The sequence below is a fragment of the Streptomyces sp. NBC_00344 genome, assembly GCF_036088315.1.
In the GTDB taxonomy this organism is placed as follows: domain Bacteria; phylum Actinomycetota; class Actinomycetes; order Streptomycetales; family Streptomycetaceae; genus Streptomyces.
On the sequence record NZ_CP107996.1, the window covers coordinates 5,780,278 to 5,797,658 of the forward strand.

Here is a 17,381-nt window from a genome sequence, read left to right on the forward strand (position 1 = left end):
TATCGATAAGTAGGAGCAGTCACGTGAGCATCGAGAAGCCCGAGATCGACTTCCCGGGCGGCGAGCCGCCGGCCGACCTGGAGATCAAGGACATCTGGGAGGGCGAAGGCGCCGTGGCCAAGGCCGGTGACACGGTCAAGGTCCACTACGTCGGTGTGGCCTTCTCCACCGGCGAGGAGTTCGACGCGAGCTGGAACCGCGGCACTCCGCTGCAGTTTCAGCTGGGTGTCGGTCAGGTCATCTCCGGTTGGGACCAGGGCGTGCAGGGCATGAAGGTCGGCGGCCGCCGCCAGCTGACCATCCCCGCGCACCTCGCCTACGGCGACCGCGGTGCGGGCGACCGCATCAAGTCGGGCGAGACGCTGATCTTCGTCTGCGACCTGGTCGCGGTCTGATCGGAACTGATCGTTTCTGAGGGCCCACGCCTGCCGGCGTGGGCCCTCGGCTTTTGCCACGACAGCGCGGGGCGGTACGGTCGACGGTCGTAGAGCGTGCTGCATTCCTCCGGGGGACACGCCCCGGACCCCAGAGAGGGCGTCGATGGCGATTGCCAAGGCCGAGCGGCTGATGAATCTGGCCCTGTGCCTGCTCGGCACCCGGCGCCCGCTCAGCAAGCGTGAGCTGAGAGGCTCCATCGAGGCCTATCTGGACGCGGGCTCCGACGAGGCCTTCAACCGGATGTTCGAGCGCGACAAGGACGATCTGCGCGAACTCGGCCTGGTCATCGAGACGGTCGAGAACCTCGACGGGGACGCCGGTTATCTGGCCCGCCGTGACAGTAACCGGCTGCCCCCGGTCGCCCTGGACGCCGAGGAGGCCGCCGCCCTCGGTCTCGCCGCCAAGGTCTGGCAGCAGGCCCGGCTGGCCGGTGCGGCCAGCGGCGCGCTGCAGAAGCTGCGCGCGGCCGGTATGCCGGAGGCGGAGGACCCGTACGCGGCTCAGCACAGTGCGCTGGAGCCGCGCATCCCCGTGCATGAGGCAGCCTTCGAGCCGCTGATGCTGGCCTGCCGTGACCGGCGCCCGGTGGTGTTCGACTACCGCAAGGCCAACGCCGCCCGTCCCGAGTCCCGCCAGGTCGAGCCCTGGACCCTGGAGTGCTGGCGGGGCCACTGGTATCTGGCGGGCTGGGACCGGGAGCGCGGCGCCGAACGGGTGTTCAGGCTCTCCCGGATCACCGGACGGGTCCGTTCCCGTTCCGGTCCCTTCACCGCCGGTGTGCCGGATGTGGTGACCGTCCGCGAGACCGTGGAGACCTGGGCGGGGGAGACCGCGACCCGTACGGCGCTGATCAAACTGCGTACCGGGGCCGGCTACCCGCTGCGCTCACGGGCCGCCCGCTGCCGGGAACTCGGTGGGGGATGGGACGAGTTGGAGATTCCGTACGGTCATGGTCTGGACGCCTGGCTCGTGGAGTTCGGCCCCGATGTGATGGTGCTGGAACCCGCTGACCTGCGGGCCGATGTGGTGGACCGGCTGCGCGCCGTGGCCAAGGACTGAGGAGCACGTGGCTACGAACGCGATCGACCAGACCCGCCGGATGCTGTCACTCGTGACCTATCTGCGGGAGCGCCCGGGGGCGCGTGTCGGGGATGTGGCGAGGGCCTTCGGCATCACGGAGGACGAGCTCATCTCGGACCTCGACGTGCTTCCGATGTGCGGGACGAGCTTCCGCGGCGGCGATCTCCTGGACATCGACACCGACGGCGAGTCCATCTGGTGGCACAACCCCGACGATGTCGCGGAGCCGCTGCGGCTGGCCGCCGACGAAGCCACCGCCCTGCTGGTGGCCGCCCGCGCCGTCTCGACCCTGCCGGGGCTGCGCGAGGGCGACCGGCAGGCGCTGCTGCGGGCCACCGCGAAGCTGGAGGCCGCCGCCGGTGAGGCGGCGGGCGCCAGTTCCCGTCTCTCGGTGACCTTCGAGTCCGAGGGCGGTGTGTTCGCCGACGTCGACCGGGCCATCTCCGAACGGCGCAGGCTCTGGCTGCGGTACTACTCACCGGCCCGCGACGAGCTCACCGAGCGTGAGGTCGACCCGATCCGGCTGTTTGCCGTGGGCCACACGTATATGGAGGCCTGGTGCTACCTCTCCGAGGCGAGACGGACCTTCCGTCTCGACCGGGTCGCCGAGATCAAGCTGCTCGACGAGCCGTCGGCGCCGCCGGAGCTCGAACTGCGTGATCTCTCGGAAGGGCTCGTCCAGCCCGCGGCCGAGGATCCCGAGGTCGTGGTGGAGGTGGGCCCGGGCGGGCGCTGGGTCGCCGAGTACTACCCGCACGACATCGCCGAAGAACTGGGTGACGGCGGTCTGCGGATCACCCTGCGCACGCCGGAGCCGGCATCCCTGCGCAGGCTGGCGCTGCGACTGGGCGGCGACGGGCGCATCGTGTCGCCGCAGGGGCTGGCGGAGAGCGCACGGCTCGCGGCCCGTGAGGCGCTCGCGGCCTATGAAGGGCAGGGATAGAGGGAGTTGCGGAATATGACGGTAATGCCCGGATTTTCGGCGCAGATCGGCCCGGCCGTCTTCAAGGCGGCCTGCCCGGACTGCCGGGGCCGCTTCGAGCTGGCCGCCGAGGCGTTCAGGCTTGCCATCGGCGCCAGCCGGCGTACCACCTTCTACTCCTTCACCTGCCCCGAGTGCGGGTCCGCCGTCCGTAAGCCGGCCGGGGAGCGGATCATCGAACTGCTCACCGGCGGCGGCGTGCGGACGCTGCGGCTCCACTCCACCGCCGAGACCGTTTAGGGTTGCCGCATGTTCTGGCCGATGTTCGCCATCGCTCTGGGTTTCCTCGGGGTCGCGGTGCTCGGCGTGCTCGCGGTCAGGGTCTTCCTCGAAGCCCAGCGCCTGGGCAGCCAGGTGGCCCGCACCACACAGCAGATCAACACGGCGGCCGAGAGTCTCGAGCGCGCCGCCACCGGCCTCGCGCGCAGCGGCGAAACCCTGCCGTAGGGGGGGTGGCACGCCGCGGAAGGCCGTGCCCCGGGGGAGGGCCCCTGCTGCCCGGCGGCTTTCAGCGGTACGCTGCTGGTCGCGGGCCCGGGAGCGAGGCACGGGCTGCAATCGCGAGTATGCGCGGGCATTGCCACCCGTTTACTCCCGCGGGTTACGATCGCTGCCAGCGCGACGGCCGGACACCTGTCCGATCGGTCGGGCAGCCCCACCCCAGCCGCCTCGGTGAGAAGGTACAGCTTATGTTCGGAAGGCTCGGCGCACCCGAGATCATCCTGATCCTCGTCGTCATCGTCCTGCTGTTCGGCGCGAAGAAGCTTCCGGACATGGCCCGTTCGCTGGGCAAGTCCGCTCGTATCCTCAAGAGCGAGGCCAAGGCCATGAAGTCGGACGGCCAGCAGCCCGCCCCGGCGGACCCGCCGCACGACACCACGGCCCAGACCGACGTCCCGCGCACCATCCAGGCCGCTCCCGGAGACGTGACCAGCGCACGCCCGGTGACCGAGCCTTCCGACTCGACCAAGCGCTGACAACCGGGCCGGAGCGGGCGCCGCGGTCAGCGGCTGCCCGCCGCACGAGATGAGGACGTGGGTTGCTCGTGTCTGCCCGCAAACAGGACAAGGATGCCGAGGGGCGCATGCCCCTTGTGGAGCACCTGCGTGAGCTGCGCAACCGGCTGGTGAAGAGCCTGCTGGCGATCGTGATCGCCTCGGTCTTCTCGGCCATGTTCTATGAACGGATCCTTGAGTTCTTCACCGACCCGATCCTGCATGCGGTGGGGTGCAACACCAGTTTCACGGAGCTGGCCAAGCAGCACAGCGCCAACTGTGCCCGCATCGTGCAGAACGGTCTCCTGGCGCCGTTCACGCTGGCCCTCAAGATCTCTTTGACGGGCGGTGTGGCCCTGGCATCACCGGTCTGGCTCTACCAGCTGTGGGCGTTCATCGCCCCGGGTCTGCACAAGAAGGAGAAGAAGTACGCACTCTCGTTCGTCGCCACGGGCTTCCCGCTGTTCGCGATGGGCGCGTACTTCGCCTACTGGACGCTGCCCAAGATGGCGACCGTGATGCTTCAGTTCGCCGTCATCGGTACCGACAACCAGCTGCCTCTCGAGGATCTGCTGGACCTCATCACACGCATGATCGTAGTTTTCGGCCTGGCCTTCGAGCTGCCGCTGTTGCTGGTCATGCTGAACTTCGGCGGCATCCTCACCGGCAAGAGACTGCTTGGCTGGTGGCGCGGGATGATCATGGGAATCACGGTCTTCGCCGCGGTCGCGACCCCCAGCACGGACCCCATCTCGATGCTGGCTCTGGCCGGCCCGATCTGGGTGATGTATTTCGGAGCCGTCGCGGTCTCTCTGGTGAACGACAAGCGGCGCAGGCTTCGCGATGCCGAGGGCCCGGACGACGACGAGGCCTCCGACCTCGATCTCGCCCCTGAGGACATCGGCGAGATCGAGCGCGTGACCACCCCCGCCCTGCCCGAGCAGTCGGACGGCGGAAGGTCGAGCAGGCTCAACGGTTACGACGACGCCACCTGACCTTGTAAGGTCCGGCGGGTGACCAGCGAGATCACCCTTTTCGTCAATCCCACCGCAGGGCGCGGCCGGGGCGCGCATGCCGCGCAGCCGGCCGCTTCGGCATTGCGGGACGCGGGCTATTCGGTACGGACGGTGCTCGGCGCCGACGCGGGCGACGCACTGCGCCGGGCGCGCGAGGCTGTCCACGGGGGAACCGGAGCACTGATAGCCGTCGGTGGGGACGGCATGATCAACCTCGCCCTGCAGGCCGTGGCCGGCACCCGGACCCCGCTCGGCGTGGTGGCGGCCGGCACCGGCAACGACTTCGCCAGGGCGCTCGGTGTGCCGGTCCTCGATCCTGCGTCCGCCGGCCGGTTCGCGGCCGATGCGCTCAAAGCCGGGAACATCAGGGACATCGACCTGGGCAGGGTGGGCGACCGGTGGTTCGGGACCGTGCTCGCCTCCGGCTTCGACTCGCGGGTCAATGACCGCGGGAACCGGATGCGATGGCCGGCCGGACGATTCAAGTACGACCTGGCCATGGTTGCCGAGCTGGCGGCGTTCCGCCCGTTCCCGTACCGGATCGCACTCGACGACGGACCGGTACGGGAGATCGAGGCGACACTGATCGCCGTCGGCAACGGCTCGTCCTACGGCGGCGGGATGCGGATATGCGCCGGGGCCGAGCTGGACGACGGATACTTCGACATCACGGTGGTCGGGGACTGCTCACGCGCGACCCTCGTCAAGGTCTTCCCCCGGGTCTACCGGGGGACCCACATCGGGCATCCCAAGGTCATGGTGCACCGGGTGCGCAAGGTCATGCTGGAGGCCGCGGGCATCACCGCGTACGCGGACGGCGAACCGCTCGGCGCGCTGCCGGTGACCGCCGAGTGCGTTCCCGGCGCGGTCAGGGTCATCGCACCATGATTTAAAGATCGGCTGAGTGTCGGAGGGGGCGGGTAGGCTCGTTGACAAGATGACCGAGGACCTTTCGCCCGCTGAGCGATACGCAGCCGCCCGGGTACGTGCTGCTGAAGAGGCCACCGCGCTGGCCCCCTTCCGTGACATGTACGACTTCGAGCTCGATCCCTTCCAGATCGAGGCGTGCCAGGCACTGGAGGCCGGCAAGGGAGTGCTCGTCGCGGCACCCACCGGATCCGGGAAGACCATCGTCGGCGAATTCGCCGTGCACCTCGCCCTGCAACAGGGCCGCAAATGCTTCTACACCACGCCCATCAAGGCCCTGTCCAACCAGAAGTACGCGGATCTGGCCAGGCGCTACGGCGCCGACAAGGTCGGCCTGCTCACCGGCGACAACAGCGTGAACGCCGGTGCGCCCGTGGTGGTCATGACCACCGAGGTGCTGCGCAACATGCTGTACGCGGGCTCGCAGGCACTGCTCGGCCTCGGACATGTCGTGATGGACGAGGTGCACTATCTCTCCGACCGGTTCCGCGGCGCGGTCTGGGAGGAAGTGATCATTCACCTCCCCGAGTCGGTCACCCTGGTCTCGCTCTCCGCCACGGTGTCCAACGCCGAGGAGTTCGGGGACTGGCTGGACACCGTCCGTGGCGACACCGAGGTGATCGTCTCCGAGCACCGGCCGGTGCCGTTGTGGCAGCACGTGCTCGCCGGACGCCGGATGTACGACCTCTTCGAGGAGTCGACCGACCACGGCGGCAGGGGCGGGGCCAAGCGGGAGGTCAACCCCGATCTGCTGCGGATGGCCCGGCAGGAGAACCAGCGCACCTACAACCCCCGCGACCGCCGGCGCGGCAAGATGGTGCGCGAAGCGGACCGGGAGCGCGAGCGCCGCTCGCGCAGCCGCATCTGGACCCCCAGCAGGCCCGAGGTCATCGCGCGGCTCGACGCCGAGGGGCTGCTCCCGGCGATCACCTTCATCTTCAGCCGGGCCGCCTGCGAGGCCGCGGTCCAGCAGTGCCTCCACGCGGGTCTCCGGCTCAACCCCGAGGAGGCGCGCCAGACGGTCCGTGAACTGGTCGAGGAACGCACCGCAGCGATCCCCCGCGAGGACCTGCATGTGCTGGGGTACTACGAGTGGCTGGAAGGTCTGGAGCGGGGCATCGCGGCGCACCACGCCGGGATGCTGCCGACCTTCAAGGAGGTCGTCGAGGAACTCTTCGTGCGCGGTCTGGTCAAGGCCGTGTTCGCGACGGAGACCCTGGCGCTGGGCATCAACATGCCGGCCCGCTCGGTGGTGCTCGAGAAGCTGGTCAAGTGGAACGGCGAGCAGCACGCCGACATCACTCCCGGCGAGTACACCCAGCTCACAGGACGTGCCGGGAGGCGCGGCATCGACGTCGAGGGTCACGCCGTGGTGCTCTGGCAGCGCGGCATGGACCCGGTGGGGCTCGCCGGGCTGGCCGGTACGCGTACCTATCCGCTGCGCTCCAGCTTCAAGCCCTCGTACAACATGGCGGTGAATCTGGTGCAGCAGTTCGGGCGGCACCGCTCGCGCGAGCTGCTGGAGACCTCCTTCGCGCAGTTCCAGGCCGACAAGTCCGTCGTCGGCATCTCCAAGCAGGTGCAGAAGAACGAGGAGGGGATCGCGGGCTACCGGGAGGGCATGACCTGCCACCTGGGCGACTTCGAGGAGTACGCACGGCTGCGCCGCGACCTCAAGGACCGTGAGACGGAGCTGGCCAAGCAGGGGGCCGCACAGCGCCGCGCGGCGGCCGCGAGTTCGCTGGAGAAGCTCAAACCCGGCGACGTGATCCATGTGCCGACCGGCAAGTTCGCGGGCCTCGCGCTGGTCCTGGACCCCGGACTGCCGGCCGGGCGGGCCAACGGGCACCGCGGCTTCGAGATGCAGGACGGGCCGAGGCCGCTCGTGCTGACCGCGGAGCGGCAGGTCAAGCGTCTCGCGCCGATCGACTTCCCGGTGCCGGTCGAGGCACTGGACCGGATGCGCGTCCCCAAGTCCTTCAACGCCCGCTCCCCGCAGTCGCGGCGCGATCTGGCATCGGCACTGCGCACCAAGGCCGGGCACATCGTGCCCGACCGGCACCGCAAGCAGCGGTCCACCGCCGCCGACGACCGTGAGATCGCCAGGTTGCGCAGCGAGCTGCGTGCGCATCCCTGCCACGGCTGCGACGAGCGCGAGGACCACGCGCGCTGGGCCGAGCGGTATCACCGCCTGCAGCGGGACACCCGGCAGCTGGAGCGCCGGATCGAGGGCCGGACGAACACCATCGCCCGCACCTTCGACCGTATCTACGCGCTGCTGACCGAACTGGACTATCTGCGCGGCGACGAGGCGACCGAGCACGGCAAGCGCCTCGCCCGGCTCTACGGTGAGCTGGACCTGCTGGCATCGGAGTGCCTGCGCGCCGGTGTCTGGGAGGGCCTCAGCCCCGCGGAGCTCGCCGCCTGCGCGTCGGCGCTGGTCTTCGAGGCCCGGCAGTCCGACGACGCGGTGACACCCAAGGTGCCGTCCGGCAGGGCGAAGACCGCGCTGGGCGAGATGGTCCGCATCTGGGGCAGGCTCGACGCCCTCGAAGAGGACTTCAAGATCAACCAGACGGAGGGTGTGGGGCAGCGCGAGCCGGACCTCGGCTTCGCCTGGGCGGCGTACCAGTGGGCCTCGGGCCGGGGCCTCGACGAGGTGCTGCGCGACGCCGAGATGCCGGCGGGCGACTTCGTCCGCTGGTGCAAACAGGTCATCGACGTGCTCGGCCAGATCGCCGCGGCCGCGCCGGGCGCGGACAGCACGGTCTCCAGGAACGCCCGCAAGGCGGTCGACGCGGTGCGCCGGGGAGTGGTCGCGTACAGCTCCGTCGGCTGACCGGCGGGTCCTGTGGCCCCCGTCCGGCATGTCCGGCGGGGGCCCGGCACCTCAGGGCCTTCCCGAGGCCCAGTCCTCGTACGCCGTCCAGGCCCGCAGTGTGCGGCCACTCTCGAAGCGGTGCTCGATGCCGGTGACCGGGTCGGTGAACTCCAGCATCCGCGACAGCAGTTGCAGCGGCCGGCTGAAGTCGTCCGGTGCCGGATCGGTGACCACCGGGTAGAACGGGTCGCCCAGCAGCGGAACGCCGAGCGCGTTCATATGGACCCGGATCTGATGGGTGCGGCCAGTGACCGGGGTGAGGCGGTAACGGCCGAGTCCCGCGCGGTGCCCGGTCAGCTCGATCCGGGTCTCGCTGTTCGGCTCGCCCGCCGTCTCGAAGGCGGCGACGATTCCGGGGACCTTCTCGATCCGGCTGCGAGCTGTGTGCGGCAGGGTGAGCCCGGGGAGGTATGGGGCCACGGCCTCGTACTCCTTGCGCACCTTCCGGTCGCGGAAGAGGGTCTGGTACGCGCCACGCTCATCGGCTCGCACACAGAACAGGATCAGACCCGCCGTGAGCCGGTCGAGGCGGTGCGCGGGACTCAGCTCGGGCAGATCCAGATCCCGCCGGAGCCGGGCCAGCGCGGTCTGGGTGACGTGGCTGCCGCGGGGCATGGTGGCGAGGAAGTGCGGTTTGTCGGCCACCAGGATGTGATCGTCGCGATAGCGCACATCGATGGGATACGGGACGGGCACCTCGTCGGGGAAATCGCGGTGGAACCAGACCGAGGCCCCCGGTGCGTACGGGGTGTCGGCGGTCACCGGCCCGTCCGCACCGACGAACGCCCCGTCCCGGAGCATCGCGTCCACCGTCGCGGCTCCGGCCGGCAGCCGCTCCACGAGATGATCGCGCACGGTCGCCCACGTCCCGTCGGACGGAAGCCTGAGCCTGACCGGATCAATGCCCTCCCGCTGCGGCAGGGGCGCCGGCGGGCGGGGTCTCTTGCGTCTCATCGAGGTCAAGAGTACGAGCGTCCGCCGGCCGGCCGGACCGTGAGCCGTCGGAGCGCGGCCGGTGGGGCCGCGCACCCGGATCCCGGCCCCCGTGCGGGCCGCCGCCCATGGTGCGCAGCGGCCCGCGGCGGGGAATGCGCGCTCCGGGGACAGGCCACCGGAGCCGACCTGATTACTTCGGCATCAGCACGCTGTCGACGATGTAGACCGTCGCGTTGGCCGTCGGCACATTGCCGCAGACCACGTTGGACGTGTCGTTGACCTTGTACGAGGTGCCGGAGCCGGACGTGGTCAGCTTGCTCTTCTCCAGGGTCGGGTACGTGCCGTTCTCCAGCTGCTTCGGGGTGAGCTTCTGGCCCACCACGTGGTAGGTGAGCACCTTGGTGAGCATGGCCTTGTTGTTGAGGACCTTGTCCAGCTGGGCCTTCGGGATCTTGTTGAAGGCGTCATTGGTCGGGGCGAAGACCGTGATGTTCTTGGCGTTGTTCAGCGTGTCGACCAGGCCGGCCTTCTTGACCGCGGTGACCAGCGTGGAGAGCGCCGGGTTGTGGGAAGCCGCGGTAGCCACCGGGTCCTTGGCCATGCCGTCGAAGCTGCCCGCGCCGTCCTTGGGCACCGACGCGCAACCGGGACCGAACGGCTTGCCGGTGTCCATGGCGCTGCTCTTGGCCGCCGTGGGCGTCGGCTTGGAGCCGGCGGAGCTGGTCTTGGAGTCGTCGTTGGAGCAGGCGGCCAGCGCCAGCGGCAGGACGACCGCACCCACGACGGCGAGGGCGAGGCGGGGGGAGCGAGTGGTGTTCATGACGGTCTCCTTGCAGTGATCACGTACAGCGGCTTGAGGGGTCGGGTGCAGTGGAGCGAGCCTCCACGGCGCACGGCACGGCGGGACGGGTAACCCGCTCCGCCCGGTGCTGCCGCGACGCTCCGAAGTGCACTCACGACGCCTATTCGGCCCGCGACCGTCTGCGGATTGGTCTGTCATTCGATCGAGTGACAGACCAATCCGACCGTGAACCGGCGCCGAATAGCAGGTAAGGGGCGGTGCACGGAACTGCCCCCGGAGGGAGTGGCATGGTGGACCAGAGGCGCCGGACGGCAGTGGTGGGCAGCGGGATCGCGGGGCTCACGGCCGCGCACGTCCTGCAACGCGCACATGACGTGTCGCTGTACGAGGCCGACGACAGGCTCGGCGGACATGCGCACACCCACGACATACCGGCGGCCGACGGCAGGGTGCACCGTGTCGACTCGGGTTTCATCGTGCACAACGAGCGGACCTATCCCCTGCTGCTCCGGCTCTTCGGTGAACTGGGCGTCACCACCCAGGAGTCGGAGATGAGCATGTCCGTGCGGTGCGAGGGCTGCGGACTCGAATACGCCGGAGCGCGGGGGCTGTCGGGGCTTGTCGCGCAGCCGCGCAACCTCTTCCGGGCCCGCTATCTGCGGATGCTCGCCGAGGTACCGCTCTTCCACCGCAGGGCCCGGCAGCTGCTCGCCGCCGGCGGGGGAGCCGACGGCATGACCCTCGGGAACTTCCTGCGGCGCGGCGGCTTCTCGCCCTACTTCGTCTCGCACTTCATGACACCGCTGGTCTCAGCGGTCTGGTCCTGCGACCCGCTGACGGCACTCGGCCACCCCGCCGAACCGCTCTTCCGCTTCATGGACCACCACGGGATGCTCGCGGTCACCGGCTCCCCGGTCTGGCGCACCGTCACCGGAGGCTCGGCACGGTATGTCGAGCGGATCGGCAAGGAGCTCACCGCCCTGCACACCTCGACCGCGGTCCGGAGCGTGCGGCGCACCCCGGACGGTGTCGAGATCACAGCCGAGGACGGCAGCGCCGAGCGGTACGACGCCGTGGTCATCGCCGTCCATCCCGACCAGGCGCTGCGGATGCTCACCGACCCGAGCGAGCAGGAGCGCCGTGTGCTCGGCGCCTTCCGCTACTCCCGAAACCCCACCCTCCTGCACACGGACACCTCGGTCCTGCCCCGCAGCCCCCGGGCCCGCGCCTCCTGGAACTATCTGATGCCGCACTGCGGCTCGGGGGCCGAGCGGGTACAGGTCAGCTATGACATGAACCGCCTGCAACGGCTCGACGCCCCCGACCGCTATGTGGTCACCCTCAATGGCGCCGGCCGGATCGCCGAGGACCGGGTGGTCGACCGCATGGTGTACGAACACCCCGTCCAGACCGTTGAATCGGTGGCCGCACAGCGCCTGCTTCCGGACCTGAACAGCCAGGTCACCGCCTATGCCGGCGCCTACCACGGCTCGGGCTTCCACGAGGACGGCTGCCGCTCCGGCGTCGCGGCCGCCGCGGCCCTGGGGGTGACCTGGTGAACTCCGTCTATCCGTGCACCATCACTCATGTGCGGACAGAGCCGCTGCGGCACAGCCTGCGCCACCGCACCTACATGTGGGTGATCGACCCCGACCGGCCGCCCCGGATGCCCTGGCCGCTGCGCCTGCTCGCCCGCTTCGACGCACGGGATCACTTCGGCGGCGACGAGCCGACGGTGCGGGCCGGCCTGGAGAAGTTCCTGGCCGCCAGGGGCGTCGACCTCGCGGGCGGGAGTGTGCTGATGCTCGCCCACGCCCGGGTCCTCGGCTATGTCTTCAACCCGCTCACCGTCTACTGGTGCAACGACGCCGATGGCCGCCCGCTGTGTGTCGTCGCAGAGGTGCACAACACCTATGGCGAACGGCACTGCTACCTCCTGCGCCCCGACGCCTCCGGCCAGGACACGGTCGGGAAGGAGTTCTACGTCTCGCCGTTCTTCCCGGTGGACGGCGACTACCGGATGCGGCTGCCGCGGCCGGGCGAGCGGCTGAATCTCACGGTCCATCTGGAGCGTGCGGGCACCCGGCCGTTCACCGCGACCGTCAGTGGCGAGCGCCGGGAGGTCACACCGGCCGTGCTGCTGCGGGCGGCACTGCGCCACCCCTGGCCCGCCCTGGCCGCATCGGCGGCCATCCGTATCCATGGCATCCGCCTCTACCTGCGCGGACTTCCCGTGCAGCCCCGTCCCCGTCACCGGCCTCAGGAGGGCATGAAGTGAGCGTGACCGTCTCCACGGAAACCACTGGTTGCCCCGGATCCGCAGGCTCACCGGGACCGGCCCCCGCTGTCCCGGACGCACCGCGCACCGCGGTCGACGCCGGGCGGTGGCCGGACGTGGCGCGACTCCCGCGCGCCTCATGGCTGCGTACGGCCGTGGCCGAGCGCATCGTCCGCAAGGCACTCGGAGCCCTCCCGCTGCGGGTGCGTCTTGGCGCCACGCAGACACTCGGTCTCGGCGGTCCGCTGATGGTGGTGCACGACCCGAGGGCGTTCTTCCGGCGGATCGGCGCGGGCGGACTCATTGGATTCGGCGAGTCCTACATGGCGGGCGAATGGGAGGCCGGCGACCTGGTCGGCGTGCTGGCCGTGCTCGCCGAACGCGCGGCGAGCCTGATTCCCGCCCCGCTCCAGAAGCTTCGCGCGGTCTGGGCGAGCAAGCAGCCCGCGGCGCAGCGCAACACCCCCGAGGGATCACGCGAGAACATCAGCCACCACTACGACCTCTCCAACGATCTGTTCGCGCTCTTCCTGGACGAGACCCTGTCGTACTCATCGGCGCTCTTCCGCGGCTTCCCGGCCGATCACACCCTGCTGGCAGCCGCACAGCACCGCAAGATCGACCGGTTGCTCGACCAGGCCGCGGTCGGGCCGGGTACCCGGCTCCTTGAGATCGGTACCGGCTGGGGTGAACTGGCCGTTCGCGCCGCGGAACGCGGGGCGACGGTGCTCACCGTGACGCTCTCCCGGGAGCAGCGCGATCTGGCCGTGGAACGTATCCGCGCCGCGGGTGTCGAGGACCGGGTGACCGTGGAGATCCGCGACTACCGCACGGTGCGCGGTGGTTACGACGCCATCGTGAGTGTCGAGATGATCGAGGCCGTCGGCGCCGAATTCTGGCCCGAGTACTTCAAAACGCTCGACCGGCTGCTGGCGCCGGGCGGGCGGGTCGCCCTCCAGGCGATCACCATGCCGCACGACCGGATGCTGGCCAGCAGGGACACCTTCACCTGGATCCAGAAGTACATCTTCCCCGGCGGCCTGCTGCCTTCCACCGAGGCGATCGAGCAGACCGCCGCGGACCACACCGACCTGCGCGTCAGCGGGCGCGACACCTTCGGGCCGCACTACGCGGAGACCCTCAGGCTCTGGCGTGAACGGTTCGAGGAGCAGGCCCCGCAGGTCGCCGCACTCGGTTTCGACGAGACCTTCCGGCGGCTGTGGACCTTCTATCTCGCCTACTCCGAAGCGGGCTTCCGCTCCGGCTATCTGGACGTGCAGCACGTGCTGCTGACCAAGGAGGAAACCTCCCGATGACGGCTCTTGCGACACGGACCGGCGCCGCACAGCAGCTCTTTCCGCTGGCGGAACAGCTCATGGGGGGCCGCCTGCCCCTGCGGCTGCGCGCCTGGGACGGCTCCCTCGCCGGTCCCGACGAAGCTCCGGTCGTGGTGCTCCGCTCCCGCCGCGCGCTGCGCAGGCTCGTCTGGCAGCCCGGTGAACTCGGCCTCGCCCAGGCCTACGTGACGGGCGAACTGGACATCGAGGGGGACCTTGCCGACGGTCTGCGCACGGTGTGGGGCGCGGTCCGCTCACGGGGCCTGCGCCCGCCGGAGCTCACCCTCGCGCAGCGGGGCCGCGCGTTCCGTACCGCGCTGCGGCTCGGCGCGATCGGCCCCCGGCCCGCTCCGCCGGCCAGCCAGGCACGGCTGCGGGGCGCCCTGCACAGCCGGGCCCGTGACCGGGCCGCCATCAGCCATCACTACGACCTCTCCAACGACTTCTACGCGCTGCTGCTCGACCGCACCATGGCGTACTCCTGCGGCTACTGGACCAGCGAGAAGCCCGGTTACGTCGCCGAGGACGCCCAGCGGGACAAGCTGGAACTGATCTGCCGCAAGCTCGGACTGCGGCCCGGAGCCCGACTGCTGGACATCGGTTGCGGCTGGGGCTCGCTAGCGCTCTACGCGGCGCAGGAGTACCAGGTGCGCGTCACCGCGGTCACGCTGGCCCGCGAGCAGGCCGAGTACGTCGGGGCGCAGGTCGAGAAGCGTGGTCTGGGCGACCTGGTCGACGTAAGGCTGTCGGACTACCGCGACATCGAGGGCGGCGGTTACGACGCGGTGTCCACGATCGAAATGGGCGAGCACGTCGGCGACGCGGAGTATCCGGGCTTCACCGCGACGCTGTACGGGATGCTCCGTCCGGCTGGCCGGGTCCTGGTCCAGCAGATGTCCCGGGGCGCTGTCGCACCGGGCGGCGGTGCCTTCATCGAGGCGTACATCGCCCCCGACATGCACATGCGCCCGCTGGGCGAGACGGTCTCCTTGCTGGAGGGCGCAGGTCTGGAAGTGCGGTCCGTGGAATCACTCCGCGAGCACTACGCCAGGACCGTCGGTGCCTGGCTGGACACGCTCGAGCAACGCTGGGCGGAGTTCAGCGACCTGGCCGGCGAGGAGACCGCGCGGGTCTGGCGCCTCTATCTGGCCGGTGGGCGGCTGGCCTTCGAGGAACGCCGGATGGGCGTCGACCAGATCCTCGCGGTCCGGCCCGCCGGTGACGGTACGAGTGCCATGCCCGGCACTCCGCTGGACTGGTACGCCGAGGACGGCGGACGGTGAACGGCTATCCCTGGGCGGCGTTCGGCGAAGGGGTGGGAGCGGCGGCGGCCGCCGCTCTCGCCGTCATGCTGATCACGTTCGCCGTCGCGTGCGCCAGGGGGCTGCACCGGATTGTGGACATCGCCTGGGGAGCGGCGTTCGCGCTGGTGGCGCTGGTCTCGTACGCGGTGTCGTCGGGCGAGGGTGACGACGCCCGACGGCTGCTGGTGACCGTACTGACCGTCGTGTGGGGGGTACGGCTGGCCGCCCATATCGCGTATCGCGGGCGCGGCCGCGGGGAGGACCCGCGGTACGAGAAGATGCTCAGCGGAGCACGGGGGAACCGGAACCTGTACGCACTGTGCACGGTCTATCTGCTCCAGGGCGCACTTGTGCTGCTGGTCTCGCTGCCGGTGCAGGCCGCGCAGTACATCCCGGGGCCGCTCGGCCCGGTCGCCTGGGTGGGCGCCGCGGTGTGGCTGGTCGGCCTGGCCTTCGAGGCGGTCGGGGACTGGCAGCTGGCGCGCTTCACGTCCGATCCGGCACACCGGGGGCGGATCATGGACCGCGGGCTGTGGTCATGGACCAGGCACCCGAACTACTTCGGTGACTTCTGTGTCTGGTGGGGGCTGTTCCTCATCGTCTGTGACGATCCGGTGGCAGCCGCTGCAACGGTCGCCGGCCCTGTGGTGATGAGCCTGCTGCTGACCAAGGGCAGTGGGAAGCGCCTGCTGGAGCGGCATATGGCGGACCGTCCCGGCTTCGCCGAGTACGCCGGGCGCACCAGTGGTTTCTTCCCGCTGCCGCCGAAGCGGGCCCCGCGGGCCGACGGCTAGTGCCGTGGCAGGCAGTGTCTTCCGGGTCTTCCCGCTGCCTGCCGCGGCACCATCTGCTGTCCGTGGCAGGCAGCCGGCGTGCTGGTGCCCCCGCCTCGCGACGCACCGCATCCAGTGCCGTGCGCTGACCCATCAGGGAATACGGGACAGCCCATGTGCTGCCCCGTCAGGGATTACGGGGGAGCCGTCAGGCGGGAAACTGCATCAGCGCGAGCGGATTGCTGGTCGGCTCGGCAGAGCCGCCCGCCGGTTCGACGGTGATGCCCATTCCCTTGGCGGAGTTCACCGAGCCGGCCAGCAGCACACCCTCGGAGGTGGCCGAGGAGTTCAGCAGCCCGGCCGGCCGCATGGTCCCGGCGTCGTTGAACCACAGCTGGTAGACCTTGCCGCTGGGCGGCTTGGGCAGTCCGGAGGCGAGGAACGCGGCCTTGTTCCTGCTGTGCGACACGACCGCGGTGCCGGTCGCCCCGTTCGAGAGCCTTCCGGTAGTGACCTTCGCGTCGGGGGCGGCGAGCACCGAGGCCAGCGCATCGGCCTGCTGCTGCGAGTGCTGGGCACTGGCCCTGGCGTCGCCGGCTTCCTCGTGCTGCCACACCGCGATGCCGCCGAAGCCGACGGCCGCGGCCAGACAGGCCGCCAGCGTGAAGCGTGAGAGGGCCCGGCCCCGACGGCCACCGCCACCGCGCGGCTGGTGCGCCAGCAGCGGCGGTTCCTGGCGTTCGGTGGCGATCCTCCGCAGCACCTGTGCCTTGAGCGCGGGTGGCGGGGTCACCGTGACGGCCAGTCCGAGCCGTCCCGCGGTGGCCTGCAGCTCGCGTACCTCCTGGGTGCACGCAGGGCAGTCCGCCAGGTGCTGCTCGAACTCGGCACGCTCGTCGGTGTCCAGCGCGTGCAGGGCGTACGCGCCGGTGAGTGTGTGCAGATCCGCTGTCATCATGCGCTGACCCCCAGGCAGTCGCGCATCCGGATGAGTCCGTCGCGCAGTCGAGTTTTGATGGTGCCGAGGGGTACGGAGAGAAGCTCGGCCACTTCCCGGTAGGCGAGCCCCCGGTAGTACGCGAGGGTCACCGATTCACGCTGCACTTCTGTGAGGGAGCGCAGACAACGCCGTACCTGCTCACGTTCCAGACGCGCCTCCACCTGCTCGGTCACGTCGTCGAAGGCGGGGGTCCGGTCGAGCAGTGCCGCCTTGTGTTCGCGGTCCGTGGCCGCCTGCGCCGAACGCACCCGGTCCACGGCCCTGCGGTGGGCGAGCATCAGCACCCAGTTGATGGCGGTTCCCCGGTCGGCGCGGAAACGTGCCGCACTGCGCCACACCTCGAGCAGAACCTCCTGGGCCACCTCCTCCGACTGGGCCGGGTCCCTCAGCACCGCGCGTACCAGGCCCAGAACGGGGCCGGACACCGCGTCGTACAGACTTGAGAACGCCTCCTGGTCGCCCCTGCTGACCCGGGCCAGCAGTTCCTGCAGATCAGGTCCCGCCGAGGCGGCTCCGCTGATGTGTACGGCTTCTTTCACGCGGCGTTCCTCCACGGTGCGGGACGGTTGCATACAAGGGTCTGCTCTTCATTCGGAGCCGGAGCCCTGGTGGATTGCTCAGACGCTCGGATG

The 17,381-nt window shown here is 70.1% G+C and carries 18 protein-coding genes; 14 read left to right on the top strand and 4 right to left on the bottom strand.

Translation table 11 applies throughout. The annotated features are described in order from the left end of the window. Nucleotides 1-23 precede the first annotated feature (23 nt). The 9 genes from OHS16_RS26140 (at nucleotide 24) to OHS16_RS26180 (ending at nucleotide 8,277) form a co-directional block, all read left to right on the top strand. A complete protein-coding gene (locus tag OHS16_RS26140; protein ID WP_328539696.1) occupies nucleotides 24-395 on the top strand; it encodes an FKBP-type peptidyl-prolyl cis-trans isomerase in 372 nt (123 codons plus the stop codon). Between the two features lie 145 nt (nucleotides 396-540). Next, complete coding sequence (locus OHS16_RS26145) at nucleotides 541-1,497, top strand: helix-turn-helix transcriptional regulator (RefSeq protein WP_328539697.1); 957 nt, start codon at nucleotides 541-543, stop codon at nucleotides 1,495-1,497. Nucleotides 1,498-1,504: 7 nt separating this feature from the next. Then, entirely contained in the window at nucleotides 1,505-2,461 is a 957-nt protein-coding gene (locus OHS16_RS26150; RefSeq protein WP_328539698.1) for a helix-turn-helix transcriptional regulator, read from the top strand. A gap of 15 nt (nucleotides 2,462-2,476) precedes the next feature. Beyond that, nucleotides 2,477-2,740, top strand: a complete 264-nt coding sequence (locus OHS16_RS26155) for a hypothetical protein (protein ID WP_443042699.1) — start codon at nucleotides 2,477-2,479, stop codon at nucleotides 2,738-2,740. A 9-nt stretch (nucleotides 2,741-2,749) separates the two neighbouring features. Further along, nucleotides 2,750-2,947, top strand: a complete 198-nt coding sequence (locus OHS16_RS26160; RefSeq protein ID WP_328539699.1) for a hypothetical protein — start codon at nucleotides 2,750-2,752, stop codon at nucleotides 2,945-2,947. Between the two features lie 242 nt (nucleotides 2,948-3,189). Next, nucleotides 3,190-3,477 carry a Sec-independent protein translocase subunit TatA gene (gene tatA / locus OHS16_RS26165; protein ID WP_328539700.1) on the top strand — a complete coding sequence of 96 codons (288 nt, stop codon included), beginning with the start codon at nucleotides 3,190-3,192 and terminating at the stop codon, nucleotides 3,475-3,477. 62 nt (nucleotides 3,478-3,539) lie between these two features. After that, nucleotides 3,540-4,490, top strand: a complete 951-nt coding sequence (gene tatC / locus OHS16_RS26170; protein ID WP_328539701.1) for a twin-arginine translocase subunit TatC — start codon at nucleotides 3,540-3,542, stop codon at nucleotides 4,488-4,490. Between the two features lie 18 nt (nucleotides 4,491-4,508). Continuing rightward, complete coding sequence (locus tag OHS16_RS26175; protein ID WP_328539702.1) at nucleotides 4,509-5,399, top strand: diacylglycerol kinase; 891 nt, start codon at nucleotides 4,509-4,511, stop codon at nucleotides 5,397-5,399. Nucleotides 5,400-5,448: 49 nt separating this feature from the next. Next, nucleotides 5,449-8,277, top strand: coding sequence for a DEAD/DEAH box helicase (locus tag OHS16_RS26180; protein WP_328539703.1), 2,829 nt, complete (start codon nucleotides 5,449-5,451; stop codon nucleotides 8,275-8,277). A 51-nt stretch (nucleotides 8,278-8,328) separates the two neighbouring features. Here the strand turns inward: OHS16_RS26180 and OHS16_RS26185 are convergent, their stop codons facing one another. Next, on the bottom strand, nucleotides 8,329-9,273 hold the full coding sequence (locus tag OHS16_RS26185) for an RluA family pseudouridine synthase (RefSeq protein WP_328539704.1): 945 nt from the start codon (nucleotides 9,271-9,273) through the stop codon (nucleotides 8,329-8,331). A 172-nt stretch (nucleotides 9,274-9,445) separates the two neighbouring features. Beyond that, nucleotides 9,446-10,075 (bottom strand): fasciclin domain-containing protein, encoded by a 630-nt coding sequence (locus OHS16_RS26190; protein WP_328539705.1) that lies wholly within the window; start codon nucleotides 10,073-10,075, stop codon nucleotides 9,446-9,448. Nucleotides 10,076-10,344: 269 nt separating this feature from the next. Between OHS16_RS26190 and OHS16_RS26195 the strand changes: the two genes are divergently transcribed. From OHS16_RS26195 to OHS16_RS26215, 5 genes are read left to right on the top strand one after another with little or no spacing between them, the layout of a single operon-like run. After that, a complete protein-coding gene (locus OHS16_RS26195; RefSeq protein WP_328539706.1) occupies nucleotides 10,345-11,616 on the top strand; it encodes an NAD(P)/FAD-dependent oxidoreductase in 1,272 nt (423 codons plus the stop codon). Further along, the gene (locus OHS16_RS26200; RefSeq protein ID WP_328540991.1) at nucleotides 11,610-12,335 is read left to right on the top strand and encodes a DUF1365 domain-containing protein; all 726 of its coding nucleotides are present in this window, start codon (nucleotides 11,610-11,612) and stop codon (nucleotides 12,333-12,335) included. Before OHS16_RS26195 ends, OHS16_RS26200 begins: the two co-directional genes overlap by 7 nt. Before the next feature lie 2 nt (nucleotides 12,336-12,337). Next, on the top strand, nucleotides 12,338-13,651 hold the full coding sequence (locus OHS16_RS26205) for a class I SAM-dependent methyltransferase (RefSeq protein ID WP_443042797.1): 1,314 nt from the start codon (nucleotides 12,338-12,340) through the stop codon (nucleotides 13,649-13,651). Next, nucleotides 13,648-14,955, top strand: a complete 1,308-nt coding sequence (locus tag OHS16_RS26210) for a cyclopropane-fatty-acyl-phospholipid synthase family protein (protein ID WP_328539708.1) — start codon at nucleotides 13,648-13,650, stop codon at nucleotides 14,953-14,955. The genes OHS16_RS26205 and OHS16_RS26210 overlap by 4 nt, the downstream gene beginning before the upstream one ends. Then, the gene (locus tag OHS16_RS26215; RefSeq protein WP_328539709.1) at nucleotides 14,952-15,770 is read left to right on the top strand and encodes a DUF1295 domain-containing protein; all 819 of its coding nucleotides are present in this window, start codon (nucleotides 14,952-14,954) and stop codon (nucleotides 15,768-15,770) included. Before OHS16_RS26210 ends, OHS16_RS26215 begins: the two co-directional genes overlap by 4 nt. 187 nt (nucleotides 15,771-15,957) lie before the next feature. On the opposite strand, the gene OHS16_RS26220 is transcribed toward OHS16_RS26215, so the two are convergent. Together OHS16_RS26220 and OHS16_RS26225 are read right to left on the bottom strand one after the other, a co-directional pair. Further along, a complete protein-coding gene (locus OHS16_RS26220) occupies nucleotides 15,958-16,707 on the bottom strand; it encodes an anti-sigma factor (protein ID WP_328539710.1) in 750 nt (249 codons plus the stop codon). Continuing rightward, a complete protein-coding gene (locus OHS16_RS26225; protein WP_328539711.1) occupies nucleotides 16,704-17,288 on the bottom strand; it encodes a sigma-70 family RNA polymerase sigma factor in 585 nt (194 codons plus the stop codon). Before OHS16_RS26225 ends, OHS16_RS26220 begins: the two co-directional genes overlap by 4 nt. Nucleotides 17,289-17,381 lie beyond the last annotated feature (93 nt).

What these genes read in the sequence shown, in the direction of transcription:
- OHS16_RS26220 (WP_328539710.1), bottom strand. Translation starts at nt 16,707, where the DNA reads ATGATGACAGCGGATCTGCACACACTCACCGGCGCGTACGCCCTGCAC.
- OHS16_RS26185 (WP_328539704.1), bottom strand. Translation starts at nt 9,273, where the DNA reads ATGAGACGCAAGAGACCCCGCCCGCCGGCGCCCCTGCCGCAGCGGGAG.
- OHS16_RS26145 (WP_328539697.1), top strand. Translation starts at nt 541, where the DNA reads ATGGCGATTGCCAAGGCCGAGCGGCTGATGAATCTGGCCCTGTGCCTG.
- OHS16_RS26180 (WP_328539703.1), top strand. Translation starts at nt 5,449, where the DNA reads ATGACCGAGGACCTTTCGCCCGCTGAGCGATACGCAGCCGCCCGGGTA.
- tatA (WP_328539700.1), top strand. Translation starts at nt 3,190, where the DNA reads ATGTTCGGAAGGCTCGGCGCACCCGAGATCATCCTGATCCTCGTCGTC.
- OHS16_RS26190 (WP_328539705.1), bottom strand. Translation starts at nt 10,075, where the DNA reads ATGAACACCACTCGCTCCCCCCGCCTCGCCCTCGCCGTCGTGGGTGCG.
- OHS16_RS26195 (WP_328539706.1), top strand. Translation starts at nt 10,345, where the DNA reads ATGGTGGACCAGAGGCGCCGGACGGCAGTGGTGGGCAGCGGGATCGCG.
- OHS16_RS26160 (WP_328539699.1), top strand. Translation starts at nt 2,750, where the DNA reads ATGTTCTGGCCGATGTTCGCCATCGCTCTGGGTTTCCTCGGGGTCGCG.
- OHS16_RS26210 (WP_328539708.1), top strand. Translation starts at nt 13,648, where the DNA reads ATGACGGCTCTTGCGACACGGACCGGCGCCGCACAGCAGCTCTTTCCG.
- OHS16_RS26155 (WP_443042699.1), top strand. Translation starts at nt 2,477, where the DNA reads ATGACGGTAATGCCCGGATTTTCGGCGCAGATCGGCCCGGCCGTCTTC.